This window comes from Streptomyces sp. PKA51, assembly GCF_057552455.1.
The window spans coordinates 21,720-47,362 of the sequence record NZ_BAAJPZ010000002.1; the positions used below are offsets into that span (position 1 = coordinate 21,720).

General features: G+C 75.1%; 27 protein-coding genes. 8 read left to right on the forward strand and 19 right to left on the reverse strand.

Going from position 1 to position 25,643, the window contains the following annotated elements; all coding sequences use genetic code 11:
- Positions 1 to 77 precede the first annotated feature (77 nt).
- Entirely contained in the window at positions 78 to 530 is a 453-nt protein-coding gene (locus AC27L3_RS02540) for a VOC family protein (RefSeq protein ID WP_487232329.1), read from the forward strand.
- 40 nt (positions 531 to 570) lie between these two features.
- Here AC27L3_RS02540 and AC27L3_RS02545 read toward each other — a convergent pair whose 3' ends face one another.
- Complete coding sequence (locus tag AC27L3_RS02545) at positions 571 to 1,401, reverse strand: alpha/beta fold hydrolase (RefSeq protein ID WP_487232330.1); 831 nt, start codon at positions 1,399 to 1,401, stop codon at positions 571 to 573.
- Between the two features lie 90 nt (positions 1,402 to 1,491).
- Between AC27L3_RS02545 and AC27L3_RS02550 the strand changes: the two genes are divergently transcribed.
- Entirely contained in the window at positions 1,492 to 2,376 is an 885-nt protein-coding gene (locus AC27L3_RS02550) for an RNA polymerase sigma-70 factor (RefSeq protein WP_487232331.1), read from the forward strand.
- Between the two features lie 178 nt (positions 2,377 to 2,554).
- Here AC27L3_RS02550 and AC27L3_RS02555 read toward each other — a convergent pair whose 3' ends face one another.
- A complete protein-coding gene (locus tag AC27L3_RS02555) occupies positions 2,555 to 3,313 on the reverse strand; it encodes an SDR family oxidoreductase (RefSeq protein ID WP_487232332.1) in 759 nt (252 codons plus the stop codon).
- Between the two features lie 191 nt (positions 3,314 to 3,504).
- Between AC27L3_RS02555 and AC27L3_RS02560 the strand changes: the two genes are divergently transcribed.
- Positions 3,505 to 4,239: a GntR family transcriptional regulator gene (locus AC27L3_RS02560; RefSeq protein WP_487232333.1), complete on the forward strand. Its 735-nt coding sequence runs from the start codon at positions 3,505 to 3,507 to the stop codon at positions 4,237 to 4,239.
- A 22-nt stretch (positions 4,240 to 4,261) separates the two neighbouring features.
- Here the strand turns inward: AC27L3_RS02560 and AC27L3_RS02565 are convergent, their stop codons facing one another.
- The 10 genes from AC27L3_RS02565 to AC27L3_RS02610 all read right to left on the reverse strand — a co-directional run bounded on the left by AC27L3_RS02565 (position 4,262) and on the right by AC27L3_RS02610 (position 13,617).
- Positions 4,262 to 5,419 carry an ROK family transcriptional regulator gene (locus AC27L3_RS02565; protein WP_487232334.1) on the reverse strand — a complete coding sequence of 386 codons (1,158 nt, stop codon included), beginning with the start codon at positions 5,417 to 5,419 and terminating at the stop codon, positions 4,262 to 4,264.
- A 90-nt stretch (positions 5,420 to 5,509) separates the two neighbouring features.
- Complete coding sequence (mug, locus tag AC27L3_RS02570) at positions 5,510 to 6,004, reverse strand: G/U mismatch-specific DNA glycosylase (protein ID WP_487232335.1); 495 nt, start codon at positions 6,002 to 6,004, stop codon at positions 5,510 to 5,512.
- 56 nt (positions 6,005 to 6,060) lie between these two features.
- Entirely contained in the window at positions 6,061 to 7,494 is a 1,434-nt protein-coding gene (gene purB, locus AC27L3_RS02575; RefSeq protein ID WP_487232791.1) for an adenylosuccinate lyase, read from the reverse strand.
- 96 nt (positions 7,495 to 7,590) lie between these two features.
- On the reverse strand, positions 7,591 to 7,788 hold the full coding sequence (locus AC27L3_RS02580) for a hypothetical protein (RefSeq protein WP_487232336.1): 198 nt from the start codon (positions 7,786 to 7,788) through the stop codon (positions 7,591 to 7,593).
- 107 nt (positions 7,789 to 7,895) lie between these two features.
- Positions 7,896 to 8,699, reverse strand: a complete 804-nt coding sequence (locus AC27L3_RS02585) for an SGNH/GDSL hydrolase family protein (RefSeq protein ID WP_487232792.1) — start codon at positions 8,697 to 8,699, stop codon at positions 7,896 to 7,898.
- A 140-nt stretch (positions 8,700 to 8,839) separates the two neighbouring features.
- Entirely contained in the window at positions 8,840 to 9,853 is a 1,014-nt protein-coding gene (locus AC27L3_RS02590; RefSeq protein ID WP_487232337.1) for a hemolysin family protein, read from the reverse strand.
- Positions 9,850 to 11,202 carry a hemolysin family protein gene (locus AC27L3_RS02595; RefSeq protein WP_487232338.1) on the reverse strand — a complete coding sequence of 451 codons (1,353 nt, stop codon included), beginning with the start codon at positions 11,200 to 11,202 and terminating at the stop codon, positions 9,850 to 9,852. The genes AC27L3_RS02590 and AC27L3_RS02595 overlap by 4 nt, the downstream gene beginning before the upstream one ends.
- Positions 11,203 to 11,377: 175 nt before the next feature.
- Entirely contained in the window at positions 11,378 to 12,274 is an 897-nt protein-coding gene (locus tag AC27L3_RS02600; protein ID WP_487232339.1) for a TIGR03621 family F420-dependent LLM class oxidoreductase, read from the reverse strand.
- A gap of 85 nt (positions 12,275 to 12,359) precedes the next feature.
- Positions 12,360 to 13,031, reverse strand: a complete 672-nt coding sequence (locus tag AC27L3_RS02605) for a class I SAM-dependent methyltransferase (protein ID WP_487232340.1) — start codon at positions 13,029 to 13,031, stop codon at positions 12,360 to 12,362.
- 94 nt (positions 13,032 to 13,125) lie between these two features.
- Positions 13,126 to 13,617: a rhodanese-like domain-containing protein gene (locus AC27L3_RS02610; protein ID WP_487232341.1), complete on the reverse strand. Its 492-nt coding sequence runs from the start codon at positions 13,615 to 13,617 to the stop codon at positions 13,126 to 13,128.
- A gap of 94 nt (positions 13,618 to 13,711) precedes the next feature.
- Here AC27L3_RS02610 and AC27L3_RS02615 point away from each other — a divergent pair, with 94 nt between their 5' ends.
- Positions 13,712 to 14,203, forward strand: coding sequence for an Lrp/AsnC family transcriptional regulator (locus tag AC27L3_RS02615; protein WP_487232342.1), 492 nt, complete (start codon positions 13,712 to 13,714; stop codon positions 14,201 to 14,203).
- Here AC27L3_RS02615 and AC27L3_RS02620 read toward each other — a convergent pair.
- From AC27L3_RS02620 to AC27L3_RS02630, 3 genes are all read right to left on the reverse strand, one after another.
- Positions 14,148 to 17,414 (reverse strand): AAA family ATPase, encoded by a 3,267-nt coding sequence (locus AC27L3_RS02620; protein WP_487232343.1) that lies wholly within the window; start codon positions 17,412 to 17,414, stop codon positions 14,148 to 14,150. The two genes, AC27L3_RS02615 and AC27L3_RS02620, sit on opposite strands and share 56 nt — an antisense overlap.
- Positions 17,411 to 18,577 carry an exonuclease SbcCD subunit D gene (locus AC27L3_RS02625; protein ID WP_487232344.1) on the reverse strand — a complete coding sequence of 389 codons (1,167 nt, stop codon included), beginning with the start codon at positions 18,575 to 18,577 and terminating at the stop codon, positions 17,411 to 17,413. The genes AC27L3_RS02620 and AC27L3_RS02625 overlap by 4 nt, the downstream gene beginning before the upstream one ends.
- A 101-nt stretch (positions 18,578 to 18,678) precedes the next feature.
- A complete protein-coding gene (locus tag AC27L3_RS02630) occupies positions 18,679 to 19,305 on the reverse strand; it encodes a YigZ family protein (RefSeq protein ID WP_487232345.1) in 627 nt (208 codons plus the stop codon).
- A gap of 64 nt (positions 19,306 to 19,369) precedes the next feature.
- On the opposite strand from AC27L3_RS02630, the gene AC27L3_RS02635 reads away from it, so the two are divergent.
- Positions 19,370 to 19,846: a CoA-binding protein gene (locus AC27L3_RS02635; RefSeq protein ID WP_487232346.1), complete on the forward strand. Its 477-nt coding sequence runs from the start codon at positions 19,370 to 19,372 to the stop codon at positions 19,844 to 19,846.
- A 34-nt stretch (positions 19,847 to 19,880) separates the two neighbouring features.
- Entirely contained in the window at positions 19,881 to 20,375 is a 495-nt protein-coding gene (locus AC27L3_RS02640; RefSeq protein ID WP_487232347.1) for a GNAT family N-acetyltransferase, read from the forward strand.
- A gap of 28 nt (positions 20,376 to 20,403) precedes the next feature.
- On the opposite strand, the gene AC27L3_RS02645 is transcribed toward AC27L3_RS02640, so the two are convergent.
- Positions 20,404 to 20,976: a helix-turn-helix domain-containing protein gene (locus AC27L3_RS02645; protein ID WP_487232348.1), complete on the reverse strand. Its 573-nt coding sequence runs from the start codon at positions 20,974 to 20,976 to the stop codon at positions 20,404 to 20,406.
- A 109-nt stretch (positions 20,977 to 21,085) separates the two neighbouring features.
- Here AC27L3_RS02645 and AC27L3_RS02650 point away from each other — a divergent pair, with 109 nt between their 5' ends.
- Together AC27L3_RS02650 and AC27L3_RS02655 are read left to right on the forward strand one after the other, a co-directional pair.
- Positions 21,086 to 21,952, forward strand: coding sequence for an EamA family transporter (locus AC27L3_RS02650; protein ID WP_487232349.1), 867 nt, complete (start codon positions 21,086 to 21,088; stop codon positions 21,950 to 21,952).
- A 50-nt stretch (positions 21,953 to 22,002) separates the two neighbouring features.
- Complete coding sequence (locus AC27L3_RS02655) at positions 22,003 to 23,601, forward strand: FAD-dependent monooxygenase (protein WP_487232350.1); 1,599 nt, start codon at positions 22,003 to 22,005, stop codon at positions 23,599 to 23,601.
- 6 nt (positions 23,602 to 23,607) lie between these two features.
- Here AC27L3_RS02655 and AC27L3_RS02660 read toward each other — a convergent pair whose 3' ends face one another.
- The 3 genes from AC27L3_RS02660 to AC27L3_RS02670 form a co-directional block, all read right to left on the reverse strand.
- Entirely contained in the window at positions 23,608 to 24,138 is a 531-nt protein-coding gene (locus AC27L3_RS02660; RefSeq protein ID WP_487232351.1) for a gamma carbonic anhydrase family protein, read from the reverse strand.
- 200 nt (positions 24,139 to 24,338) lie between these two features.
- Positions 24,339 to 24,998: a DedA family protein gene (locus tag AC27L3_RS02665; RefSeq protein ID WP_487232352.1), complete on the reverse strand. Its 660-nt coding sequence runs from the start codon at positions 24,996 to 24,998 to the stop codon at positions 24,339 to 24,341.
- Positions 24,999 to 25,113: 115 nt separating this feature from the next.
- Positions 25,114 to 25,566, reverse strand: a complete 453-nt coding sequence (locus tag AC27L3_RS02670) for a DUF4442 domain-containing protein (protein ID WP_487232353.1) — start codon at positions 25,564 to 25,566, stop codon at positions 25,114 to 25,116.
- Positions 25,567 to 25,643: the final 77 nt, after the last annotated feature.

The following is a 25,643-nucleotide window of genomic DNA, read 5'->3' on the forward strand; positions in this document are numbered from 1 at the left end:
GCGCCGCGGACGCGGCGTAGGGTCATGATCGGTACGGGCCGCCGTACGGCGGCCCCCGGAGACAAGGAGGCAGCACTGTGCCCGTCAACGGACAAGCCCATGTGCGCATAGCCCGCCCGTCGCGCGACCTCGCGGCGGTGGAGCGGTTCTACACCGGCGGCCTCGGTCTGTCGGTGCTCTTCCGGAAGACGGCCGAGGAGGGCGCGCCGCCCGCCGAGGCCCATTCATTGCTGATGGTGGGCTGGCCGGACGCCGGCTGGCACCTGGAACTGGTCGCCTCGCCCGACGGTTCCCCCCGGCCGGCCCCGACCGTGGAGGACCTGCTGGTGATCTACGCGGGCGAGGAGGTGCCCGAGGAGCTCGTGGCGCGGCTGGAGGAGCACGGCGGCAAGCGGGTCCCCGCGCACAACCCCTACTGGGACACCTGGGGCGTGACGGTCGAGGACCCCGACGGCTACCGTCTGGTGCTGTCCACCCGCACCTGGTCGAACGCGGACCTCGCCACGAACCTGCGCGGCCTGGGAAGCTGACCGCGCGTCAGCGCGCGCCTGTTCTCAGCGCCAGCCTGTCTCAGCGCGAACCGTCGAGGACGACCCGGGCCACCAGGGCCGGGTCGTCGCTCATGGGCACGTGCCCGCAGCCGGGCAGCCTGATGAGCCGGGCTCCGGGGATGATCTGCTTCGCGCGCACTCCCTGGCGCCGCAGCAGCACCCGGTCGGCGGTGCCCCAGGCGATGGTCACCGGGATCCCGGGGACGTCGCCGGTGAAGACGAAGGAGCGCCCGGTCTCCAGCACCGCGTCGAAGGCGGTGGCCCCCCTCATGGCGCGGGTCTCGGCGAGCACCGCGTCGGGCGAACGGCGCCCGGGCCGGGCGTATATGGCGCCCGTCAGCGCCGCCCGGCCCGCGGCCGTGCGGGCGAGGCGGGCCACGGCGGGCTCGGGCAGCCGCAGGGCGCCCAGGCGCAGCCCCTTCAGCACCGCGAAGGCGTAGTGGCGCTCGGCCGGGGTCCAGAAGCCGCCCGGGGACAGGGCGGTGACGGACCGTACGAGCTTCTCCTGGCCCAGCCGCAGGGCGATCAGGCCGCCCAGGGAGTTGCCGGCGACGTGCGGCCGCTCCAGGCCCAGGGCCTCGAACAGGGCGCGCAGCGTCCGCGTCACGCCGCGCAGGTCGTGGGGGATGCCGTCGGGGACGGCGGCGGATCGGCCGAAGCCGGGCAGGTCCACGGCGATCACGTCGCGCTCGGCGGCGAGGATGCCCATGACCGGGTCCCAGACCTGGAGATGGTGGCCGATGCCGTGCAGCAGCACCAGTGGTTCGCCCTCGCCCAGCCGCTCGTAGGACACCTCGACCGTGCGGTCCCCGGCGGGCGCTGCGACGGGGAAGGAGATCTTCTCGGCCATGGGGCGGCTCCTCGCCATCGTGGTCACGCGTACCGAGACAGGATGTCAGCAACGGTTACCGCTGGGTAGAGGACGGTGCAAGATGGGTCCGTGACCACCAGCGAGACCCTGCTCGAAGCCTTCGAGGAACACCGTTCCCTGCTCACCGCCGTCGCCTACCGCATGCTCGGGCGCTTCGCCGACGCCGAGGACGTCGTGCAGGAGGCATGGCTGCGCTGGTCCTCGGCCGGGCGCGAGGAGATCCGTGAACCGCGCGCCTACCTGGTGCGCGTGACCACCCGCCTCGCCCTCGACCGGCTGCGCCAGGTGCAGGCGCGGCGCGAGGAGTACGTGGGGCCGTGGCTGCCCGAGCCGGTGACCACCGCCTACACCGGCGCCGAACGCGCGGAGCTCGCCGACTCCGTCTCCCTCGCCCTGCTCGTCGTGCTGGAGTCGCTCTCCCCGCTGGAACGGGCCGTCTTCGTGCTGCGCGAGGCCTTCGACCTGCCGTTCCGGGACATCGCCGAGGCCACCGGCCGCAGCGAGGCGGCGGTACGGCAACTGGCCGGCCGCGCCCGGCGGCACGTGGCCGAGCGCCGGCCGCGCTTCGACGCCGATCCGGCGCGCGGCCGCGAGCTGACCGAGCGGTTCCTGGCCGCGGCGGGCGGCGGCAGCCTGCCGGACCTGCTCGCGCTGCTGGCCCCCGACGTCCGCCTGGTGGCGGACAGCGGCGGCCGGACCAAGGGCCCCCGGCGCGTCATCCACAGCGCGGACAAGGTCGCCCGCTTCCTGCTGGCCGTGGCCGCGGTGCCGCTGCCCGAGCCGGACTACCGGCTGGTGGACGTCAACGGCGGGCCGGCCCTGCTGGTGCTCTCCGGCGGCAGGCCCGACTCGGTCGTCTGCCTCGCCGTCGCCGAGGGCCGGATCTCCACCGTCTACCTCATGCGCAACCCCGACAAGCTCTCCGGCCTGCAGCCGGTGGCGGACTCCGTGTAGGGCAGCGCCCCGTAAGGGGCGCGGGGAACTGCGCGACAAGCCACGACGCGCCCGCAGAGGGAGTGCTGCGCTGCGCCCTGGCGCGTCGACTGCGGGCCGTCGCTGGCCGATCGCGCAGTTCCCCGCGCCCCTTACGGGGCGCCGTGGTGCGCCACGACGAAAACCCGCCGGACAGACCCTAGAGGCCGCCGGCGACTCGCAGGACGGCGCCGGTGGTGTACGACGCCTCCGGCGAGAGCAGCCAGGCCACCGCGCCGGCGATCTCGGCGGGCTCGCCGGCGCGGCCCATGGGCACGACGGCCGCCTTGGTGCGGGCGCGGTCCGGCGCGCCCATCGCGGCGTGGATGTCGGTGTCGACCAGGCCGGGCTGGACGGAGTTGACGCGGATGCCCTCGGCGGCGAGCTCCTTGGCCAGGCCCACGGTCATGGCGTCGACGGCCGCCTTGCTCGCCGCGTAGTGCACGTACTCCCCCGGGCTGCCGAGCGTCGCGGCGGCCGAGGACATGTTCACGATGGCACCGCCGGTGCCGCCGTGCCGGGTGGACATCTCCAGGGCGGCGCGGCGGGCACAGATCAGGGCTCCGGTCACGTTGACGTCGAGGACCCGGCGCATGCGCGCGACGGGGGTCTCGGTGAAGCGGCCGAGCAGGCCGGTGATGCCCGCGTTGTTCACCAGGCCGGTGACAGGCCCCAGTTGCGCCGTGACGGTGTCGAAAAGCGCGTCCACGGCGGCCTCGTCGCTGACGTCGACCCGGACGGCCAGGCAGGCGGCCCCCGCCTCGCGCACCTGCGCCGCCGTCCGCTCGGCGGCCTCCTGCGCGTGCTCGTAGCCGATGGCCACGGCGTGACCGGCGCGGGCCAGGTGCAGTGCCACGGCGGCTCCGATACCCCTGCCGCCTCCCGTGACCACGGTGACCTGTCCGGCGTTACGGCTCATGGTGCGCCCCCTGTTGTCGTACGTGTTCCTCCGGTGTGCACCGGTGGCGACGACCGTAACCGAAGGTGGATGCGCGCCGGGGCGCGGGGCGGCATTGGTCTTGACCAAGTACGCACGCCGTCCTATGGTCGCAGGCATACTGCAACAACCTTTAATAAAGAAGCGCGCAAAAAGCCTCGCGGAGGATCAGGGTGGGGACCACGCAACCGGAAGCGGTGCCGGAGCCGAAGTACTGGCACCTGAAGACCGTCCTCAGTGACGCACTGGACTCCGAGTTCGCCGTCGGGGAGATCCTCCCCAACGAGCGGGATCTGGCGGCCCGTTTCGGTGTCGCGCGGGCCACGCTCCGCCAGGCACTGGAGCAACTGGAGCTGGAGGGACGGCTGCAGCGCCGCCGGGGCGTGGGCACCAGCGTCGCCCCGCCGCGCATGGGTGTGGCCGTCGCCGACGCGGGCCCGAACCGGCCCGGCGGCGCCGGCGACGCCTGGCAGCCGATCGGCAGCTCGTGGGAGGCGCCGCCCGCCTCCGTCGCCCGGCTGCTGGAGACCGAGCCGGGCGCGTGCGTGCACACCGTGCGCCGCACCCGCCGTACCCGCGGTCAGATGGTGGCCGCCGAGCTGCTCTACGTTCCCGCGCGCAGCGTTCCCGGCCTGGCCGCCGGGCCCGCCGAGGACAGCGCGGCCGTGCTGCACGAGCTGCAGGCACTGCCCCTGGACGGCCAGGACCGCTCCGTGGAGCTGGGGTCGGCCGGCGCCGACGAGGCCCGGCAGCTCGACCGGCTGCCCGGTTCGCCCGTGCTCGTCGTCACCACGCGCTATGTCGCCGGCGGGCGCACCGCTGCCGTCGCCGTGGCCACCTACCGGGCGGACACCTGCAAGCTGACCTTCGGCGAGAGCACCCCGCCGGCCGTGGCCCTCGTCGGCTGACGGCTCCTGCTCCGGCGCCGCCTCAGCGGCGTGCCGTGACCGTGCCCTCGACCGCGAAGAGCTCCGCTTCGACGTGGTCGAGGGCCAGGCGCAGCGCGCCGGTGGCCACCGCGGCCTCCCCCAGCAGGGACTGGGCCACCTTCGGCGGGCGCAGGCAGTAGCGGGCCAGCTCGGTGCGCAGTGGTTCGAGGATGCCGTCCAGGCCGGCGGCCCAGCCGCCGACCACGACCAGTTCGGGGTCCAGGGCGAGGACGAGTGCCGCCACGTCGTGCACCAGGCGGCGCAGATAGCGCCGTACGGCGGCCCGGGCCGGCTCGTCGCCCTCCGCCGCGAGCGCGAAGACCCGCGCCACCTGGGCCTCGTCGAGCGGGTGCAGCGGCTCGCCGGTGGGCGAGAGCACTTCTTCCGGGGTGGCCTCGCGGCCCAGCAGGTGCAGGGCGCCGATCTCGCCGGCCGCGCCGCCGAAGCCCCGGTGCAGCCGGCCGCCGATGAGCGCGCCGGCGCCCGGGCTCAGCCCGGCCAGCACGAAGACGAGGTCGTCGCTGCCGGTGCCCGCGCCCTTCCAGTGCTCGGCGACCGCGGCGGCGTTGGCGTCGTTCTCCACCAGCACCGGGCAGCGGAAGGAGCGCCGCAGCCGGTCGCCGAGCGGCAGTCCCGTCCAGCCGGGCAGCGCGGTGCTCAGCCGTACGGTGCCGTCGGCCTCGACGATGCCGGGGCTGGCCACGCCCACCGCCCGCAGGGCGGTGCGCGGGACGCCGGCGCGGGCGAGCAGGTCGGCGACGGCCTCGCGGGTGCGCTCCAGGCGCTGCTCGGCCGGGTCGCTCTCGTGCACCTCGGCCTGGGCGGAGCCCACGACGCGGCCGCCGAGGTCGGCCAGGAGGACGGCGACGCGGTGCGCGCCGATCTCGATGCCCAGCAGGTGGCCGGCCTCGACCCGGAAGCGGAAGCGCCGGGCGGGCCGGCCCTGACGGCGGGCGGCGCCCTCGTCGGCGGCCGCCTCCACGACGAGGCCGGCCCCGATCAGGCCCTCGACCACGCCTTCGACGGTCGGCCGGGACAGTCCGGTGACCTTGACCAGGTCCGTGAGGGTGGGGGCCTGGGCGGCGCGCAGCGCGTGCAGCACCACTGCCGAGTTGATCCGCCGCAGCAGGGACGGGTCCCCACCGGTGAGCCGCCCCAACGTGCCGCCTCCTCGCTTTGCGCTCCCTTTGCCCGCTCGCCCGCCACGGATCGTATCCGCTGCGCGTCCGGGCGGCGAGCGCCGGGCTCCTCAGCCCGTGGCGCCGGCCGCCTCGCGCAGCCGGGCGAACTCCTCGGCCATCTTCGGCAGCGTCCAGTGGGCGTTGAGGCCGCTGGGGTTGGGCAGCACCCAGATCCGGGTGTCGCCGATGGTCCGCTCCTGGGGGCCGATGCGCGCCCGCCGGTCGCCGAAGGCGACGCGGTAGGCGGTGACGCCGACGACCGCGAGCCAGCCGGGCCGCAGCAGCTTCACCTTCTCCACCAGGACGGCCCCGCCCTCGCGGAACTCCACCTCGCTCAGCTCGTCGGCGCGGGCCGTGGCGCGGGCGACGACGTTGGTGATGCCGAGCCCGTGGGCGAGCAACTCCCGTTCCTCGGCCGGTTCCAGGCGGCGGGGCGTGAAGCCGGAGGCGTGCAGGGCGGGCCAGAAGCGGTTGCCGGGCCGGGCGAAGTGGTGGCCGGTGGCGGCCGACATCAGGCCCGGGTTGATGCCGCAGAACAGCACCTTCAGGCCGTCCGCGACCACGTCCGGTACGAGGCGGTCGCGGGCGGCCTCCAGTTCCTCCTGGGTGAAGGAGCGCCTCAGAGGATCGCCCCCGGCGCGTACTCGGCGGCCTGCGGGTGGCGCTTGGCCAGCTCCTCGATGCGGGAGACGACCGAGCCGACCTGGTCGGCGGCGGCACCGGTGAAGGACAGCTTGTCGGCCATCAGCGCATCCAGTGCGGCGCGGTCCAGCGGGATGCGCTCGTCGGCGGCGAGCTTGTCCAGCAGCTCGTTGCGCTCGGCGCCCTGCTCGCGCATGGCCAGCGCGGAGGCCACCGCGTGCTCCTTGATGACCTCGTGGGCGACCTCGCGGCCCACCCCGGCGCGCACGGCGCCCATGAGCACCTTGGTGGTGGCCAGGAAGGGCAGGTAGCGGTCCAGCTCGCGGGCGACGACGGCCGGGAAGGCGCCGAACTCGTCGAGGACGGTCAGGAAGGTCTCCAGCAGGCCGTCCAGGGCGAAGAAGGCGTCCGGCAGGGCCACGCGGCGCACCACGGAGCAGGAGACGTCGCCCTCGTTCCACTGGTCGCCGGCCAGCTCGCCGGTCATCGAGGCGTAGCCGCGCAGGATCACCATCAGGCCGTTGACGCGCTCGCAGGAGCGGGTGTTCATCTTGTGCGGCATGGCCGAGGAGCCGACCTGGCCGGGCTTGAAGCCCTCGGTGACCAGCTCGTGGCCGGCCATCAGGCGGATGGTCTTGGCCAGCGACGAAGGGGCCGCGGCCAGCTGCACCAGGGCGGTGACGACGTCGTAGTCGAGGGAGCGCGGGTAGACCTGGCCGACGGAGGTGAACGCCTGACCGAAGCCGAGGTGGCCGGCGATGCGCCGCTCCAGCTCGGCGAGCTTGCCGGCGTCGCCGCCGAGCAGGTCGAGCATGTCCTGGGCGGTGCCCACCGGGCCCTTGATGCCGCGCAGCGGGTAGCGCTGCAGCAGCTCCTCCAGGCGGTGGAAGGCGACCAGCAGCTCGTCGGCGCCGGTCGCGAAGCGCTTGCCGAGGGTGGTGGCCTGGGCGGCGACGTTGTGCGAGCGGCCGGCCATGACCAGCTCGCCGTGCTCGGCGGCGAGGCGGCCCAGGCGCGCCAGGACGGCGACGGCGCGGTCGCGCACCAGCTCCAGGGAGAGCCGGATCTGCAGCTGCTCGACGTTCTCGGTCAGGTCGCGGGAGGTCATGCCCTTGTGGACGTGCTCGTGGCCGGCGAGGGCGTTGAACTCCTCGATGCGGGCCTTGACGTCGTGGCGGGTGACCTTCTCGCGCTCGGCGATCGAGGCGAGGTCGACCTGGTCCAGGACCCGCTCGTAGTCGGCGAGGGCCGCCTCCGGCACCTCGATCCCCAGGTCCTTCTGGGCGCGCAGCACGGCCAGCCACAGCTGCCGCTCCAGCTTCACCTTGTGCTCGGGGGACCACAGCACGGCGAGCTCGGGGGAGGCGTAGCGGCCGGCCAGGACGTTGGGGATGCGGGGCTTGGAGGACACAGGTGCAGTCACGTGGCGAAAGTCTACTGGCGGAATGCGCAGGCCGGCGCCCCGGGGGGATTCGTGCCTTGCTACGAGAACCCGCCCGCGCCGGGGTCAGCCGAGCGCCACCGGCAGGAGCGCGTTGGTGCCCGGGGTGGCGCCGGCGTGGGTGTCCGTGGTGAGCGCCTTGACGTTGACGGGCAGCACGCGCGTCGACTCGTGGTCCGAGGAGGGCGGGTCGGCCGGCGCCGGGGTGGCGAGGGCGCCGAGGAAGGCGAGGGCGGCGAGGACGGTCAGGGCGGTGCGGCGCATGAGCGGCCTTTCGGATCGGCGGTCCGGGGAACGCTGCGAGGCTGCCCCGGGCGGCGGGCCCGTACGCCGGGCCTCACCCTCCGGGGAGCGGCAAAACGATCCGCCGGTCACACGGCGTTGACGACGGCGCCGGCTTCGTCCTCCCAGCGCCGCCAGGTGCTCACGCAGCCGGGGGCCGCGGCGTCCACGGGGGTGACCCAGAACGCCCGGCCGGTCTGCGCGCTGAAGTGGGCGCCGTGGCGGCCGTCGCCGGAGGAGCGCCCCGTCAGCCGCCGGCCGATCCAGGGGCCGAGGTGCTCGCGCGCGAAGCGCAGGTCGGCGGTGCGCCGGGCGGCCCAGCCGGGGCGGACGGCGGGCGGCAGCGGGGCGCGCCAGTCGTCCTCGGGCTCGTGGCCGAGCGCCTGCCAGACGGCCTCGGCCACGCGGCGGTGGCCCTCGGCGTTCAGGTGCAGCCGGTCCTCCGCCCACAGCCGGCCGTCCCCCAGGGTCTCGGAGGAGAACAGGTCGACGACCAGTGCGCCGTGCTGCTCGGCCAGTTCGTCGATGAAGCCGAAGAGGTGCTCCATGCGCGGCCGGAAGCGTTCGAGGACGGGGCCGCGCCGGCCGGGGCTGCGCATGAGCACCAGCTGCCGGCAGCCGGGGGCGAGGCGGCCGGCGGCCTCGGCGAGGCGGGCGCAGACCAGGTCCACGTCGCAGCCGGGCCGCAGGACGTCGTTGAGCCCGCCGACCAGGGTCACCAGGTCCGCGCCGAGGTCGGCGGCGGCCTGGGTCTGCTCGTCGGCGATCTGCCCGATGAGCTTGCCGCGCACCGCCAGGTTGGCGTACCGGAAGCCGGTCGTCCGCCCGGCGAGCCGGGTGGCGAGCAGATCGGCCCAGCCGCGGTAGCGGCCGTCCGGCAGCGCGTCGGACATCCCCTCGGTGAAGGAGTCGCCGACGGCGACGAAGCTGGTGTACGGACGGGACGCGGGCTGCGGGCCCTCGTCCTGCGGGCCCTTGTTCCTCGGCACGGCATTCATCGGCATGGCCCGCAGATCCTACCGCCGGCAGGTTCTCACGCGCGGGTGCCCACCAGCTGCCGGAGCACATCCTCGAGCATGACCAGCCCGGTGAGCCGGTCGTTCTCGCCGATGGCCGCGGCCAGATGGGCGCCCGTGCGGCTCATGGCGCGGATGACGTCGTCGAGCGGGGTGTCCGCCTGCACCCGGGCGATGGGCCGCAGCCGGCGCAGCGGGAAGGGCGCGGTGCGGGGCCGGGCGTCCAGGGCGTCCTTGACGTGCAGGTAGCCCAGGATCCGGCCGGCGTCGTCGGTCACGGGGAAGCGGGAGTAGCCGGAGGAGGCGGCCAGGTGCTCCAGCTCCTCGGGGGTGATCCCGAAGGGGGCGGAGACGACCTTCTCCAGCGGCATGACCACGTCCTTGACCGGGCGCGTGCCGAGCTTGAGGGCGTCGCGCAGCCGTGCGGTGGCCCGCGAGTCGAGCAGGCCGGCCTCGCTGGAGTCGGCGACCATGCGGGAGAGCTGCTCGTCGGAGAAGGCGGCGGTGATCTCGTCCTTGGGCTCGACCCGCAGCAGTTTCAGCGCGCCGTTGGCCAGCTGGTTGATGGTGAAGACGAACGGGCGCAGGGCGCGGGCCAGCGTCACCAGCGGCGGGCCGAGCAGCAGCGCGGTGCGCACGGGCTCGGCGAGCGCGATGTTCTTGGGCACCATCTCGCCGAAGAGCATGTGCAGGTACGTCGCGACGGCGAGCGCGATGACGAACGAGACCGGGTGGACCAGCTGGTGCGGCAGGCCCACCGCGTCCGAGACGGGCCCCAGCAGGTCGGCGATGGCCGGCTCGGCGACCACGCCGAGGACCAGCGTGCACAGGGTGATGCCCAGCTGGGCCGCCGCCATCAGCGCGGAGATGTGCTGCAGGCCCCACAGCACGGCCCGGGCCCGGCGGTCGCCCTGCTCGGCGTACGGCTCGATCTGGCCGCGGCGCACGGAGATCATGCCGAACTCCGCGCCGACGAAGAAGGCGTTGGCCACGAGCGTGGCCAGGCCGATGAGCAGTTGCAGGAAGGTCATCGGCCGGCCTCCTCGGTGCCGTCGGCGCTCGCCTGCCGCTCGTGCGGCAGGGGGGCCGTCAGCAGGACGCGGGCGGCGCGGCGGCCGGAGTCGTCGGTGACCTCGATCCGCCAGCCGCCGGCCGCCACGGTGTCGCCCCGGACGGGGATGCGGCCGAGCACGGCGGCCACGAGTCCGGCGAGCGTCTCGTAGGGGCCCTCGGGGGCCCGCAGCCCGATGTGTTCGAGCTGGTCGGTGCGGGTGGCGCCGTCGGCGTCGTAGCGCTTGCGGCCCTCGGGGTCCCGGCCGGCCGGGGCGAGGTCGGGCAGCTCCATGGGGTCGTGTTCGTCGCGGACCTCGCCGACGACCTCCTCGATGATGTCCTCCAGGGTGGCGACGCCGGCGGTGCCGCCGTACTCGTCGATGACGATGGCCATGGTGCGCCTGCCGGAGAGGCGGTCCAGCAGCCGGTCCACGGTCAGGGACGCCGGCACGAACAGCGGCTCGCGCAAGAGGCCGGCCACGGGGCGGCGGGGGCGCTCGTCGGCGGGTATGGCGAGGACGTCCTTGATGTGGGCGGTGCCCACGACGGTGTCGAGGGTGTCCCGGTAGACCGGGAAGCGGGACAGGCCGGTGGCCAGGGTGGCGTTGGCGACGTCCTCGGCGGTGGCGCGCTCGTCCAGGGCGATGACCTGCACGCGCGGGGTCATCACGTTCTCCGCGGTCAGGTCGGCCAGGTTCAGGGTGCGCACGAACAGCTCGGCGGTGTCCGCCTCCAGGGCGCCCGCGCGGGCGGAGTGCCGGGCGAGGGCGATGAGTTCCTGCGGGCCGCGCGCGGTGGCGAGCTCCTCGGAGGGCTCCAGGCCCAGGCGGCGCACCATGTGGTTGGCGCTGTTGTTCAGGTGCCGGATCAGCGGGCGGAAGGCCGTGCTGAAGGCGCGCTGCGCGCCGGCGACGTGGCGGGCGACGGGCAGCGGCCGGGAGATCGCCCAGTTCTTGGGGACCAGCTCGCCGACGACCATCAGCACCACGGTGGACAGGACGGTACCCAGCACCAGCGCGGTGGAGGAGGCCGCCGAGGCGGGCAGGCCCGCGGCCGTCAGCGGGCCGGTGAGCAGGGCGGCGATGGACGGCTTGGCGAGCATGCCGATGACCAGGCCGGTGAGGGTGATGCCCAGCTGGGCGCCGGAGAGCTGGAAGGTCAGGCCGCGCACGGCCTTCAGCGCGCTCTCGGCGCCGCGCTCGCCCTTCTCGGCCGCGCGCTGCAGCTCGGCGCGCTCGACGGTGGTGAGGGAGAACTCCGCGGCGACGAAGACGGCGCAGGCCAGCGTGAGCAGCAGCGCGATCCCCAGGAGGAGGAGCTCGGTCATCGGTTCACCTCCGTCCCATGGTCGGGCAGGGGCGGAAGGACCGCGCGATGTCGGTTCCGGGGGTGGCTACTGGGAGGCTCGCCCATGGGCGGACGCTCACACCTTTCGTGTGCGGGATGCCGTCGGCTGTACTGATGCCCCTCCATGGTAAAGGAGAGGCAAAACAGCGTGGGATTCAGTCGCGCAGGTGCTCGATCACCGGTGCGAACTCCTCCATGTACGGCTCCAGGATCGTGAAGTAGCTGAAGCCGTACCGCGCGCGGTGCGAGCGCAGGCGCTCGGCGATCTCCGTGACGGAGCCGGAGAGCAGCGCGGGGTGGTCCAGCAGCTCCTCCTCGGTGAGATGCGCCACGTCACCGATCAGGTCGCCGGTCCTGGCGAACGGGTCGCCGCCGACGGTCACGATCTGGACCAGGAAGTTCAGCTCGGCGGGCGCGAGATCCTCGGGCCGCTCGGCCTCGAAGCGGCGGAAGGCGGCCACGCGCTCCTCCAGGGCGGCGGGCGCGTGCAGTCGCGGCGCCCCGTCGGGGCCGGCGCCGCCCCCGGTGAAGGCCATGGTGGCGGCGTGCCGGGCGGCCAGGCGCAGCACCCGGTCGCCGTTGCCGCCGATCACGACCGGGACGCGCTGCTGGACGGCCGCGGGCACGTGCCCGGGGTCCGCGAGCAGCCGGCCGACCTCGTCGACCGTACGGGCCAGGTGCTCGACGCGCTCGCGCGGCGAGCCGAACGGCAGGCCGGCGCTCTCGTGCTCGGCCTGCGCATAGCCGGTGCCCAGGCCCAACTCCAAGCGGCCGCCGGTCAGCAGATCGGTCGTGGCGACCTCGCGGGCGAGCAGTGCCGGGTTGTAGAAGCCGGAGTTGAGCACATAGGTGCCCAGCCGGGGCCGCTCGGTGACCTCGGCGGCGGCCACCAGGGAGGGGAAGGGGGCCGGCATGCCGAGGTGGTCGGCCACCAGGATCACGTCGTAACCGAGCTCCTCGGCCCGGCGGCACTTCTCGCGCCACTGGGCGCCCGTGCCGGCGGTGAACATGTTGACGGCGAAGCGGAAGGGCCGGTCGGTCCGGTGCGTCATGGAGAACCCCACGGTGATCGATGATCTTGACGATCGCCACCGTAAGGGAGGGCTCCTCCGCTTGCCCGGGGTTTTTCCGGCGCCCCTACCCGTCCGCCGGGCGTCTGGCCGAGCCCAGGACGTGCGGCGCGTGCGGCATCGGGATCCTGCCGCCCGGCACCAGCAACCGTCTGCAGGTCACCTGCTCGAACCCGGCGGCCTCGATCGCCGCCAGCGGGTCGCGGGCGGTGTGACACCCGCCGAACAGCACCGGCCACACCGTACGGTCCAGGGCCCGCTGCACCTGCGCCGGCACCCGGCCGCGGGCCACCCCGTGCTCGTAGAACCGCAGCTCGCCGCCCGGCCTCAGCACCCGGCGCAGCTCCGCCAGCGACCGCCGCACGTCGCGGACGGAGCACAGCACCAGGCTCACCACCGCCGCGTCGAACGCCTCGCTCTTGACGGGCAGCGCCTCGGCGGCACCGGGCACCACGTCCACCGGCACCCCGGCCCGCACGGCGGCCTCCACCGCCAGCCGGCGCAGCAGGCGCTCCGGTTCGATCGCCACGACCTCCGAGACCGTGCCGGGGTAGTGCGCGAAGTTCAGCCCCGCGCCGGCGCCGATCTCGATCACGCGCCCCGACAGCCCGGCCACGAGCTCGCGGCGGTGGGCCCGCACCCCGGCGCGCTCGTCGAGGGCGGGAGCGACGCGCGCGTAGAAGCGCGCGAAGAGGGGGTGGTGCACGGGGTCGTGCGCGGTTCTGGTCCGGTGCGGCATGGCGGACCCCTTCCTGACGGCTACCGGGATCCTTCCCAGAGGGGGTGTTCCCCCACCCCGCCCGTTCCCCGTCCCCCGGCGTGCGCTCGCGGCGTCAGCAGCCGCAGTCGGCGCCGTCGACCGGCGCCGTCAGGGGGTCGGGGGCGGACTGCGTGCGGCCCTGCCACGTCTCGACCTCGTACCCCTCGCGGATCCAGTACTCGATGCCGCCCAGCATCTCCTTCACCCGGTAGCCCCGGCGCGCCAGCGCCAGGGCCGCCCGCGCGGCGCCGTCGCAGCCGGGGCCCCAGCAGTGGACGACGACCGGCACGGCCGCATCCAGGAACTCGTCGGCCAGCTGCGGGATCTGCGCCGTGGGCAGGTGCACGGCACCGGGCACGTGGCCCTGGTCCCACGCCGCCGTGGAACGGCAGTCGACCACCGTGAAGTCCGCCGTGCCCGCGGCCAGCGCGGCGTGGACGTCGGCGACGTCCGTGTAGAAGGTCAGCCGGGCGGCGAAGTGGGCCGCCGCTTCGGCGGGCGAGGCGAGGGTGGCGGTGACGGCGGTGTGCGTCATGGCGGTGCGTGTCATGGCGGTGTTCGTCATGCCGGTAAACCTACGGTCCGTGATCATTCGCCGGAACGAACGATCCACGGGAAAGGTATTGCCCTGCCGGGGATTCCGCTGCTAGACATCGCCCATGACCGGGTATTCCCCTGACGCCACCGACTGGCGCATCCTCGACGCCCTGCAGAGCAACGGCCGTGCCGGCTACGCCGAGTTGGCGCGCGCGGTGAACATGTCCGCGAGCGCGGTCACCGAGCGGGTCAGGCGGCTGGAGGAGGCCGGGGTGATCGGCGGCTACACGGCCGTCGTGGATCCGGAGAAGCTGGGACTGCCCGTCCTCGCGTTCGTGCGGCTGCGCTACCCCAACGGCAACTACAAACCTTTTCACGACCTGCTGGCCGCCACGCCCGAGATCCTGGAGGCCCACCACGTCACCGGCGACGACTGCTTCGTGCTGAAGGTCGCCGCCGGCTCCATGCGCCACCTGGAGGAGGTCGCCGGCCGCGTCGGGGCGCTGGGCGCGGTGACGACCAGCGTCGTGTACTCCTCGCCGCTCCCCCGCCGCTCCCTCAGCCGGCGCAGCGAGCCGTCCGGTGCCGCACGGCCGAGCCGGAGCGCTCCTTGACCACCTGCAGCTGAGCGGGGATGCGCCGGCGCAGGTCGGCGACGTGGCTGACGATGCCCACGGCACGGTCGCGGGTGCGCAGGGAGTCGAGGACGTCCAGCACCTCGTCGAGGGTCTGCTCGTCGAGGCTGCCGAAGCCCTCGTCGATGAAGAGGGTCTCCAGCCGGGTGCCGCCGGCCTCCTCGGTGACCACGTCGGCGAGGCCCAGGGCCAGGGAGAGGGAGACGAAGAACGTCTCGCCGCCGGAGAGGGTCGCCGTGTCGCGCTCGCTGCCGGTCCAGGCGTCGACGACGTGCAGGCCGAGGCCGGAGCGGCCGCGGCCGCCGGTCCTGGCGTCGGAGTGGACCAGCGTGTAGCGCCCGGCCGACATCCGCTGCAGGCGGGCCGTCGCCGCCGCCGCGACCTGCTCCAGCCGGGCGGCCAGCACGTAGGACTCCAGGCGCATCTTGAGCTCGTTGCGGGCGGAGGTGCCGGCGGCCAGCGCGGCCAGCTCCGCCACGCGGTGGTACTCCTCGCGCAGCGGCGCGAGCCGCCGCACGTCGGCGGCGGCCTCGGCGGACAGGCGGTCCAGCTCCTCGCAGCGGGTACGGGCCGCGGCGGCGCGGGCGAAGGCCCGCTGCAGCGCCTCGTGCGCGGTCTCGGCCTCGGCCCGGGCGGCCTCCGGGTCGGCGGGGGGCGCGGCGGCCGCCGCGAGCAGCTCCGGGTCGGCCAGCTCGGCGGCCACCGCCAGTTCCGCTGCCCGCCACTGTTCGAGCCGCCGGCTCAGCTCCCGCCGCCCGTCCGCGTCCATCAGCGCGGCGGCCGCCTCGTCCGGGTCGGCGAAGCCGGCGCGGGCAGCCGCGCCCGCGAGGTCCGCCTCGGCGGCCGCCAGGGCGGCGGCCGTGCGGGCCGCCTCGCGCGCGGCCTCGGCCGCGGCGGCCAGGGCCGCCAGCCGGTCCTCCAGCAGGGCGGCCCGGTGGGCGACGCTCGCCTCGCCGCCGCGGGCCCGGTCCAGTTCGTGCTGCAGCGACTGCCGTTCGCGTTCGAGGTTCTCGCGGCGGGAGGTGCGGGAGGCGAGGCGCAGCCCGGCCTGCTGCCGGTCCTCGCGGCGCCGCTCGTACTCGCGCTCGGCCGCGGCCAGCGCCTCGCGGGTGGGCAGCAGGTCGTGGGAGGCGCGGGTGGCGGCGGCGTGCCGGTCCGTCAGCTCGGCGAGGGCGCCGGCGAGGCCGGCGGTGCTCTCGTCGCCGGCCTCGGCCGTGGCCGCGGCCAGTTCCTGGTGCAGGGAGCGCAGCCGGCCCTCGGCGGCCTCGCGGCGCGCCTCGGCGTGCTGGTGGGCGGCCAGGGCCGCCTCCTCGGCCGCCCGGTCCACGTGGCCGGCCCCGGGCCGGGCCGGGGCCGGGTGCTCGGTGGCGCCGCACACCGCGCAGGCCCGGCCCGGTTGCAGGCCGGCGGCGAGCTCGGCGGCCATGCCGTCCAGGCGGCGCTCCTTCAGGTCGAGCCAGTGGGCGCGGGCGTCGAGGGCCTCGGTGCGCACGGCGGGCAGGCCGGCCTCGGCCTCCTCGACCTGCCGGGCGAGGGCGTCGCGGCGGCGGGCGGCCTCCAGGCGGCGCCGGGCGGGCTCGAGCGCTCCGGCGAGCCGCTCGGCCAGGCCGACCGCGTCCCGGGCGGTCTCGATGCGCTGCCGGTGGCGTTCGCGTGTGGTCTCCCAGACCGCGAGCCACTGGTCGGCCTCGGCCAGCGCCTCCTCGTCGGCGCGGGCCTCGGCCTCCAGGGCGGCGGTCTCGGCGACGATGCCGGCGGCGCGCTCCTCGGCCCGGCGGGCGGCCGAGAGGGCGCCGAGTTCCTCGCGCAGGGTGCGCTCGGCGGCGGCCAGTTCGTCGGCGCCGTCGGCACGGTGCGCGGCGGGCAGCGCCTCGCGGGCCTGTTCCTCGGCGGTGACGGCGGCGCGGTGCGCGGCGGTGGCCTTCGCGCGCAGCTCCAGGGCCGGCGCGACGGACTCGGCGGCCGCGGCGCGCTCCAGGCGGGCGCGGGCCTCCTCGTGGGCGTCGCGGCGCGCGGCCAGCGCCTCGCCGCGGCGTACGGCCTCCGCGTGGCGCAGCCGGTTCGCGGCCAGGCGGGCTGCGCTCTCGGCGTGCTGCCGGGCGTCGCGGTGGGCGTCCTCGGCGGCCCGTACGGCGACGTCGGCGACGGCGAGTGCCTCGCGCGCGTTGCTGCGGGCGAGGGCGGCCCACTCGAGCACGGCCTCGGCGAGCCCCGGCTCGCCGGCGGCGAGGACGGGGGGCTCGGCGGGGCGGCGGCCCTGGGCGGGCACGGTGGCGCGGCGTGCGGAGGGGGAGGGGCCCCGGTCCCGGCCTTTCACCGTTTCCTGGGGGCTGCGCCCCCGAACCCCCGCTTCGGGGCTCCGCCCCGTACCCCGTCCGGGGGCTTCGCCCCCCGGGCCCCCTGTGGGGGGCTCCCCGCCGAGCAGCCCGGCACCGGACGGCCCCGGCGCGCGGCGGGAGCCGTCCCGCACGGCCGTCGACGGAGACGGTGTGGCCACCTGCGGCAGGGTGGGGTCCGCCGCCGCCTGTTGCATGCGGTGGGCCAGAGCCAGGAGGTGCTCGTCACCCGTGCGGACGCGGGCCTCGGCCGAGCGGCGCTGGTCGGCCAGGCGCTCCTCGACCGCCAGGAAGCGGCCCGTGCCGAAGAGGCTGCGCAGCAGCTTGCCGCGGGCGGCGTCCTCGGCGCGCAGGAAGCGGGCGAAGTCGCCCTGCGGCAGCAGCACGACCTGGCAGAACTGTTCCCGGCTCATGCCGAGCAGCTGCTTGATCTCCTCGCCGATCTCCTGGTGGGAGCGGCTGAGGCCCTTCCATTCGGCGGCCCCGGCGGGCTTCTCGCGCAGGGCGCTGAAGGCCTTCTCCTTGGTCAGGCCGCTGCCGCGCTTCTTGGGCCGCAGCTGTTCGGGCCGGCGGGTGACCTCCAGGCGGCGGCCGGCGACGGTGAACTCCAGGACGACCTCGGTCGCCGTGCCGGGGTCGGCGTGGTCGCTGCGCAGGGCGAGGTCGCTGCCGCGCCGGGCGCCGGGGACCTCGTTGTACAGGGCGTAGCAGACCGCGTCGAGGACGGAGGTCTTGCCGGCGCCGGTGGGGCCGTGGAGCAGGAAGAGCCCCGCCGCCGACAGGTCGTCGAAGTCGATGTGCTGGGTGCCGCCGAAGGGCCCGAACGCGGTGATCGTCAGCCGGTGGAGTCTCACCGGGCCACCTCGCGGGCGGCGTCCTCGGTGCGTACGGCGTCCAGGGCGGCGGTGAGCACGGCGCGTTCGGCGTCGTCGGGGCCCTTGCCGCGCACGTGGGCGACGAAGTCCTCGGCGATCTGCTGGTCGGTGCGGCCGCGCAGCCGCTGGGCGTAGGAGGCGGGGGCGTCGTCGCCGGGGGCGCGTTCGGGGTCGAACAGCAGGCTGAGGACGTGCGGGAAGCGGCGGGCGAGGCGGGCCATGGGGTCGGCCGGTCGCACGGGGTCGGTGAGGGTGGCCTCGACCCAGGCGTCCTCGTGCGCGTCGAGGGCGGGGTCGGCGAGCAGGTCGGCGAGGTGGCCGCGGAGGCGGGCCAGGGGCCGGGGCACGGGGCAGTCGACGCGCTCGGCGGTGATCTCGCCGGCGGGGCCGAGGTCGACGAGCCACATGGTCTTGCGGTGGTCGGCCTCGGAGAAGGAGTACGCGAGCGGGGAGCCGGAGTAGCGGACGCGTTCGCCGACGGTCTGGCAGCCGTGCAGGTGGCCGAGGGCGACGTAGTCGGCGCCGGCGAAGGTCTCGGGCGGCACGGAGGCGACGCCGCCGACGGTGATGTCGCGCTCGCTGTCGCTGGGGGTGCCGCCGGTGACGAAGGCGTGGGCGAGGACGACGGAGCGGGTGCCGGCGGGCCGGGCGGCGAGGTCGGCGCGGACCCGGTCCATGGCGGCGCCGAGCACCGCGGCGTGGCCGGTGCCGTCGGCGCCGAGCTGGTCGCGGACGAGGGCGGGTTCGAGGTAGGGCAGGCCGTAGAAGGCGACGTCGCCGTGGTCGTCGGCCAGGACGACGGGGGTGGCGCAGGTGGCGGGGTCGGTGCGCAGGTGTATGCCGGCGCGGTCGATGAGGCCGGCGCCGACGCCGAGGCGGCGGGCGGAGTCGTGGTTGCCGGAGATCATGACGGTGGGCACCGACAGGGCGGCGAGGCGGTGGAGGGCCTCGTCGAAGAGCTCGACGGCGGCGAGCGGGGGCACGGCCCGGTCGTAGATGTCGCCGGCGACGAGGACGGCGTCGACGCGATGTTCGCGCACGGTGTGCACGAGGTGGTCGAGGAAGGCGCGCTGGGCCGCCAGCAGGCCGACGCGGTGGAAGGACCGGCCCAGGTGCCAGTCGGAGGTGTGCAGCAGCCTCACCGCAGGGCTCCGGCCCGCATCTCGTCTCCTCCGCTGTCGCCCCGTGCCACTTCCGCTTCTCGCGGCATCCCATTCCTCACCAGGCTTGAGTTTCTCATTGTTCAGGCGTCGCCGTACGCCTCTCCGCCGAGGTCGAGGCGGGCGGTGCCGGCGGTGGTGTCGGCGAGCCAGGCGCGGAAGTCCTCGACGTCGGCCTCGGGCAGGCCGATCCCGATGCGGACCTCGCTGCCGTAGGCGACCTCGCGCACGTCCCGGCCGGTGGCGCGCAGTTCGTTCTCCAGTTTTCCGGCGCGCTGGTGGTCGGTGGTGACGGTGGCGAGCCGGAAGCGGCGGCGGGTGACGGTGCCGAGGGTGTCGAGGGCCTCGCCGACCACTCCGCCGTAGGCGCGGATCAGGCCGCCGGCGCCGAGCTTGACGCCGCCGAAGTAGCGGGTGACGACCGCGACGACGTAGCGCATGTCGCGGCGGAGCAGCATCTGCAGCATGGGGACGCCGGCGGTGCCGCCGGGTTCGCCGTCGTCGCTGGCCTTCTGCACGGAGCCGTCGGCGCCGAGGACGTAGGCCCAGCAGTGGTGGCGGGCGGTGGGGTGCTCCTTGCGGACGCGGGCGAGGAACGCCTGGGCCTCCTCCTCGGTCGCGGCGGGCGCGAGCGCGCAGAGGAAGCGCGACTTGTTGATCTCGATCTCGTGCACGCCCTCGCGCGCCACCGTGCGGTACTCGTCCTGCATCCCGCCAGCCTAAATGCTCGCCCGCGGGCGGGAATGGGGGGCGGTGGGCGGTCGTTGAGCGGGCATGTACGCAGAACCGGGAATCATCCGGAAGATCATCGAGGAGACCGGCGACACCTGGGCGGTGGTCGGTCTGTCGTCCAACGAGCGGCGTGCGGCCTTCGGGGTCGCCGGGATCCTGCAGCAGTACGGCAAGCGCGTCGTGCCCGTGCACCCCAGGGCGGAGACGGTGCACGGCGAGCGGGGGTACGCCTCGCTCGCGGAGATTCCCTTCGACGTGGACGTGGTGGACGTCTTCGTCCGCTCGGAGCTGGCGGGCGCGGTGGCGGACGAGGCCGTGGCGATCGGCGCGAAGGCGCTGTGGTTCCAGCTCGGGGTGGTCGACGAGGACGCCTACGACCGGGCGCGGGCGGCCGGGCTGCTGATGGTGATGGACCGCTGCCCGGCGATCGAGATCCCCTCCCTGGGCCTGCGGGCCGCGCGGCGGCAGAAGGCCGGCGCCCCGGGCCAGGGGCCCGGGGGTGCGCTGCCCGCCTGGTGATCCCGGCGGCCGGGGGCTGCGTTAGCGTCCACTCATGATCACCACACGCCCGGCGGGCCCCGAGGACGCCGCCGAGATCGTACGGTTGCGCCGGCTGATGTTCGCCGCGATGGAGGGCCGTGACGCGCCCGGTCCCTGGGAGCGGGAGGCCGAGCGGATGGCCCGGGAGCAGTTGGCGGCCGCGCGGCCGCTCCTCGGGGCGTTCGTCGTGGACGGCGTCCCGGGGGACGGGCCCGCACATCTGGCGGCGTGCGCGGTGGGACGGCTGGAGGAGCGGTTGCCGGCGCCCGGCCATCCCACCGGGCGCTTCGGTTTCGTCTTCACGGTCTCCACGGACGCGCGGTACCGGGGCCGGGGGTACGCCCGGGCGACGACCGAGGCGCTGCTCGGCTGGTTCGCCGAGCGGGGCGTCACGCGCGTGGACCTGCACGCGACGCCGGACGCCGAAGCGCTCTACCGGAGCCTGGGGTTCGCCGAGCACTCGCTCGCCCTGTCGCTCGACGTCTCCCGGCGGCCGGTGCACCCGTGAGCGGCGCCCGCCCGTCCGCGCGGAGCGGTCAGCGGGCGGGCGGGACGGCGACGGCCATGGTCATCTCGACCGGTTCGGTGCCCGTGTTGCGGTAGGTGTGGGGCACGTTGGCCTCGAAGGTGGCGGACGTGCCGGCCGGCAGCAGGTGTTCCTCGCCGTCGACGACGAGGGTGAGCTCGCCCGCGGTGACGCGCAGCAGCTCGACGGTGCCGGCCGGGTGGGGGTCGGAGACGCTGCTGTCGCCGGGCATGATGCGCCAGTCCCACAGCTCCAGCGGTCCGCGGGCGTCGGTGCCCACGAGCAGGGAGGTGTGGCTGCCGGCCTCGGTGGACCACATGCGCACCGCCTGCTCGCGCGGGACGAGGCGCACGCGGGCGCCCTGCTCGTAGTCGAGGAGGGTGGTGATGCTCACGCCGAGCGCGTCGGCCAGCTTGACCGTGGTGCCGACGCTGGGGTTGGTCCGGGCCTGCTCGATCTGGATGATCATGCCGCGGCTGACCCCCGAGCGGGCGGCGAGGGCGTCGAGCGTGAAGTGCCGCTCGGCACGCCAGTGCTTGAGGTTGCGGGCGAGCGATTGCGTGAGCTGGTCGAGGTCCGTCACGATCCGTCCCGTTCATCCCGTCGAAAATAATGTTTCAAGAAGTTCAGTCTCATGCACTACGGTGTCGTGGACGCCACCGTCCATCACACTGTACTGCGAGGTCTTCCCCATGACACCGGTCTTCGCCCTGCTCACCAGCCTGATGTGGGGGCTGGCCGACTTCGGCGGAGGGCTGCTGACCCGGCGCATGCCCGCGCTGACCGTGGTCCTGGTCTCGCAACTGCTCGCCGTCGTCGCGCTGGGCACGATCGTGGTGGGCACCGGCGGCTGGTCCGAGGCCGGACCGCAGCTGTGGTACGCGGTCGCGGCCGGCGTGGTCGGCCCCGCCGCCATGCTCGCCTTCTACCGGGCCCTGGCGCTCGGCCCCATGGGCGTGGTCTCCCCCCTCGGCGCGCTCGGCGGCGTCGCCGTCCCCGTGGGCGTGGGCCTGGTCCTCGGCGAGCGGCCCGGCCTGCTGCAGCTCGCGGGCATCGTGGTGGCCGTCGCCGGCGTCGTCCTCGCCAGCGGCCCGGGCCTGGGCGGGGCACCCGTCCAGCGGCAGACCCTCGTGCTCACCCTCGTCGCCGCCTTCGGTTTCGGCTCCGTGATGGCCCTGATCGCCGAGGCCTCGCACAATCTGACGGGTCTTTTCCTCGCCCTGTTCGTCCAGCGTCTGTGCAACGTGGTCGTCGGCGCCGGCGCCCTGTACGCCTCCGTGCGCCGCGGCTCCCCCGCGCTGCCCGAAGGCGGCCGGAGCGCGCTGCGCGGGGCCCTGCCCGCCCTCGCCTTCGTGGGACTGGCCGACGTGGCCGCCAACGGCACCTACAGCATCGCCGCGCACAGCGGGCCCGTGACGGTCGCGGCCGTGCTCGCCTCGCTCTACCCGGTGGTCACCGCGCTGGCCGCGCGCGGCTTCCTCAGCGAGCGGCTGCGCACGGTGCAGGCCGCGGGTGCGGGCCTGGCCCTGGTGGGCACGGTGCTCCTCGCGACGGGCTGACGCCGGCCGGCCCCGTTGCGGCCGGCCGGCGGTGGCACCACAGTGGTCCCATGACGGGTCGGGCCGGCCCCGGCGGCGGTCCCGGGCGCGAGGAGCCCCCGGCGGCCGTACTGATCGTCGGCGGCGGCCCGGTCGGGCTCACCGCCCGCGCGCTGCTGGAGCGCTGGGGCGTGCCGACGCTGCTGGTGGAAAAGCACGACGAGCTGTCGCCGTTCCCCCGCTCCCGGCTGGTCAACGTGCGCTCGATGGAGATCTTCCGCCACCTCGGGCTCGCCGCGGCGATCACGGCCGTGGCCTTCCCGCCGGAGTACGGCCGCATCCGCTTCCGGGACACCCTGGACGGCCCCGACTTCGCCACCGCCGCCATGGTCGGCATCGACGCCCCCGTGCCCGAGAGCCCCGTGCGGGGCGTGGTCACCTCGCAGGACCGGCTGGAGCCCCTCCTGCTCGCCGCGGCCGGCGCGCCCGTACGGTTCGGGGCCGAGCTCACCGGCCTGCGCGAGGACGACGACGGCATCGTGGCCACCCTCGCCGACCACCGGCGCGGCGGCACGACGCGCGTGCGGGCCCGGTACGTCCTGGCCGCGGACGGCGCGAGCTCCACCGTCCGGCAGCTGCTGGGCACCGGCACCACCGGCCCCGGGGCGCTGGGGAACTTCACCACGGTCGTCTTCGACGCCGACCTCGACCGTTGGTGCGCCGGCCGGCCCGCCGGGGTCTACTTCACCGCGCACGGCATGGTCGCCCCGCTCCACCCCGAGGGCGGCTGGGCCTGGTTCGTCCCCACGCCCGAGGACGCCGGGCGCGCCGACTGGCCCGGCCTCGTCGCGCAGGCCCTCGGTCCCTGCGCAGGGGTGCGGGCCGAGGTGGTGCGGGTGCAGCACTGGGTGATGAACGCGTTCGTCGCCGACCGTTTCGCCCACGGCCGCGTCCTGCTCGCCGGCGACGCCGCGCACGCGATGCCGATCGTCGGCGGCCTGGGCATGAACACCGGCCTCGGCGACGTGCACAACCTGTGCTGGAAACTGGCTGGCGCCCTCCACGGGTGGGCCGGCCCGGCCCTGCCGGAGACCTACGGCGAGGAACGGGAACCCGTCGCCCACCGGACCCTGCGGCAGACGGTGGCCAACACCCGGCTCCTGGTCGAGGTGCAGAGCCGGCGCGCCGAGCAGCGCCGACGGGCCGGGCCCGCCCCGGACCGGGTGGAACTGCCCTGGTCGCAGGAGTACTTCGCCCAGCTCGGCCTCGTGCTCGGCGTCGCCTACCGCTCCGGCGCGGTCCTGCCCGGCGCCGACGCCCCGCCCGAGTCGCCCGGCACGGGCACCGACTACGTCCCCATCCCGCACCCCGGCCACCGCATGCCGCACCTGTGGCTCACGCCCGGCCGCTCCACGCTCGACGCCTGCGGCCCGTGGTTCACCCTGTTCACCCCGGACCCCGCCCGGTGGACGCGCCCCGCCGCCGGACCGTGGCCGCTGCGCGTCGAGGCACTTCCCGCCGAGCACACCGGCCCCTGCGACCTCGGTCCGCACGGAGCCCTGCTCGTCCGCCCCGACGGCCACATCGGCGCCCGCTGGCGCGAGGGCCCCGAGCGGGCCGGCGCCCTCGGGGACGCCCTGACCCGCATCACCGGCGTGGCGGCGCCCTGACGGCGCTCAGCCCTCCATGGCCTCGCGGTGGGCGGCGGCCAGGCCCGTGTACATCTCGGCGTTGAGGCGGATGTGCGCGCGCTCCTCCTCGGTCAGCTCCCGCCGGACCTTGGCCGGCACGCCCGCGACCAGCGAGCCCGGCGGCACCTGCATGCCCTGCGGCACGAGCGCCTGCGCGGCCACCAGCGAACCGGCGCCGATGCGGGCGCCGTTGAGGACGGTCGCGCCCATGCCGATCAGCACGTCGTCCTCCACCGTGCAGCCGTGCAGGACGGCGTTGTGCCCGACCGTCACGCGCTCGCCCACGGTGACGGGGAAGCCGGGGTCGACGTGGACGGTGCAGTTGTCCTGGATGTTGCTGCCGGCGCCCAGCACGACCGGGCCGCAGTCGGCGCGCAGGACCGCGTGGTACCACACGCTGGCCCCGGGGCCGAGGGTGACGTCGCCGAGGACGACGGAGGTCGGCGCGGTGAACGCGGTCGCGTCCACGCGCGGCTCCTTGCCGGCCACGCCCCTGATCAGTGCCTGCTGCGTCATGTCCGCTCCTCGCCGCGCACCGGTCGATCCACTGCGCACCGTATGCGACACCGCGCCGGGACGCCGGAGGGTGCGGCGCAGATCACAGGCGCAACGACACCCAGCCGTACCCCTCGCGGCTGCACCTCTCGCAGCCGTACGGCAAGGGCCCCCGGTGCTCGCTGCACCGGGGGCCCTCGTCGTACGCGGCCGATGGGCCGTCACTCGGCGGCGGCGACCGCCTCGGGCTCGGCGGGCTGCGCGGCCTCCTGGGCCGCCGCGGTCTTCTTCGCGCGGATGCGCATCACGACGAACGAGCCCAGGCCGAAGAGCAGGGCGGCCACCAGGCCCAGCCAGGAGAAGCGCTTGAGCCACTCCTCGGCGACCTTGCCCACGGTGTAGATGACGGCGACCGTGCCGCCCGCCCAGACGATGCCGCCGAGGACGTTGGCGATGAGGAACTTCCAGTACGGCATCTTCAGCACACCGGCCAGCGGGCCGGCGAAGATGCGCAGCAGGGCGATGAAGCGGCCCACGAAGACGGCCCACATGCCCCACTTGTGGAAGGACCGCTCGGCGGTGGCCACGTGGTGGGGCCCGAAGTGCTTGGGGAACTTGCGGCCGAGCCACTCCAGCAGCGGCTTGCCGCCCTTGCGGCCGATCAGGTAGCCGATCGAGTCGCCGACGATGGCGCCCGCGACCGCACAGGCACCCAGGACGTAGGGGTTGATGTGGTCCTGGGAGGCGGCCAGCAGCGTGGCGCTGACGAGCACGATCTCACCGGGGAGCGGGATGCCCAGGCTCTCCAGCCCGATGACTCCGCCCACCATGAGGTAGACGGCGATCGCCGGTACTGTCTCGAGCCACTCCTGGATGTGCAACGCCGGTTCCTTCCCCGTACGACGACCTGCTTCCCGGCGTGCGCCGCAGGGCGCACGCCGGGAAGCCTACTGGAGGTAGGACTCCCCCAGGGCCCCCGCGGTTGACCGGGGGCGCCTACTTGTTCGGACGCAGCGTCCACCAGATGGTCATCTCGCCGGTCTCCGCGCCGTCCTCGCGCGTGATCGAGACACGGACGGGGAACTCGGGGCGCTCGCCGGCGTCGAGCTCGGCGAGGATCTCGGCGGCGGGGCGGCCGAGCTCGGCGGTGGCGGTGACCGGGCCCATGGCGAGCTTCTTGTAGGCGATCTCGGAGCGCACGGCCAGCGGCGTGGCCCGTGCGAGCTGGTCGCCGAAGGCGGCGAGCACGATGGCGCCGCTGGCGGACTCGGCGAGGGTGAACATGGCGCCGGCGTGCGGGCCGCCGACGTGGTTGTGGTACGCGGGCTGGTCGGGCAGGCGCAGCACGGCGCGCTCGGCGCCGGTCTCCTCGAACTCCAGGTTGAGGGTGCGGACCATGGGCACGGTCGCCGCGAGGAGATCGCCGGTCGAAGTCGGGCTCTGTGACATGCCGCGAAAGTTACCAGTCAGTAGCCTGGTGGGGAAGGGGCCGCCGGTTACCCGGGGTTCCCGGGCCCTCTATATGG

What these genes read in the sequence shown, in the direction of transcription:
- AC27L3_RS02655 (WP_487232350.1), top strand. Translation starts at nt 22,003, where the DNA reads ATGACGGGTCGGGCCGGCCCCGGCGGCGGTCCCGGGCGCGAGGAGCCC.
- AC27L3_RS02615 (WP_487232342.1), top strand. Translation starts at nt 13,712, where the DNA reads ATGACCGGGTATTCCCCTGACGCCACCGACTGGCGCATCCTCGACGCC.
- AC27L3_RS02585 (WP_487232792.1), bottom strand. Translation starts at nt 8,699, where the DNA reads ATGTCCGACGCGCTGCCGGACGGCCGCTACCGCGGCTGGGCCGATCTG.
- AC27L3_RS02545 (WP_487232330.1), bottom strand. Translation starts at nt 1,401, where the DNA reads ATGGCCGAGAAGATCTCCTTCCCCGTCGCAGCGCCCGCCGGGGACCGC.
- AC27L3_RS02555 (WP_487232332.1), bottom strand. Translation starts at nt 3,313, where the DNA reads ATGAGCCGTAACGCCGGACAGGTCACCGTGGTCACGGGAGGCGGCAGG.
- AC27L3_RS02640 (WP_487232347.1), top strand. Translation starts at nt 19,881, where the DNA reads ATGATCACCACACGCCCGGCGGGCCCCGAGGACGCCGCCGAGATCGTA.
- AC27L3_RS02580 (WP_487232336.1), bottom strand. Translation starts at nt 7,788, where the DNA reads ATGCGCCGCACCGCCCTGACCGTCCTCGCCGCCCTCGCCTTCCTCGGC.
- AC27L3_RS02610 (WP_487232341.1), bottom strand. Translation starts at nt 13,617, where the DNA reads ATGACGAACACCGCCATGACACGCACCGCCATGACGCACACCGCCGTC.
- AC27L3_RS02650 (WP_487232349.1), top strand. Translation starts at nt 21,086, where the DNA reads ATGACACCGGTCTTCGCCCTGCTCACCAGCCTGATGTGGGGGCTGGCC.
- AC27L3_RS02590 (WP_487232337.1), bottom strand. Translation starts at nt 9,853, where the DNA reads ATGACCTTCCTGCAACTGCTCATCGGCCTGGCCACGCTCGTGGCCAAC.
- AC27L3_RS02595 (WP_487232338.1), bottom strand. Translation starts at nt 11,202, where the DNA reads ATGACCGAGCTCCTCCTCCTGGGGATCGCGCTGCTGCTCACGCTGGCC.
- AC27L3_RS02600 (WP_487232339.1), bottom strand. Translation starts at nt 12,274, where the DNA reads ATGACGCACCGGACCGACCGGCCCTTCCGCTTCGCCGTCAACATGTTC.
- AC27L3_RS02670 (WP_487232353.1), bottom strand. Translation starts at nt 25,566, where the DNA reads ATGTCACAGAGCCCGACTTCGACCGGCGATCTCCTCGCGGCGACCGTG.
- AC27L3_RS02660 (WP_487232351.1), bottom strand. Translation starts at nt 24,138, where the DNA reads ATGACGCAGCAGGCACTGATCAGGGGCGTGGCCGGCAAGGAGCCGCGC.
- AC27L3_RS02630 (WP_487232345.1), bottom strand. Translation starts at nt 19,305, where the DNA reads ATGCAGGACGAGTACCGCACGGTGGCGCGCGAGGGCGTGCACGAGATC.
- AC27L3_RS02635 (WP_487232346.1), top strand. Translation starts at nt 19,370, where the DNA reads ATGTACGCAGAACCGGGAATCATCCGGAAGATCATCGAGGAGACCGGC.
- AC27L3_RS02605 (WP_487232340.1), bottom strand. Translation starts at nt 13,031, where the DNA reads ATGCCGCACCGGACCAGAACCGCGCACGACCCCGTGCACCACCCCCTC.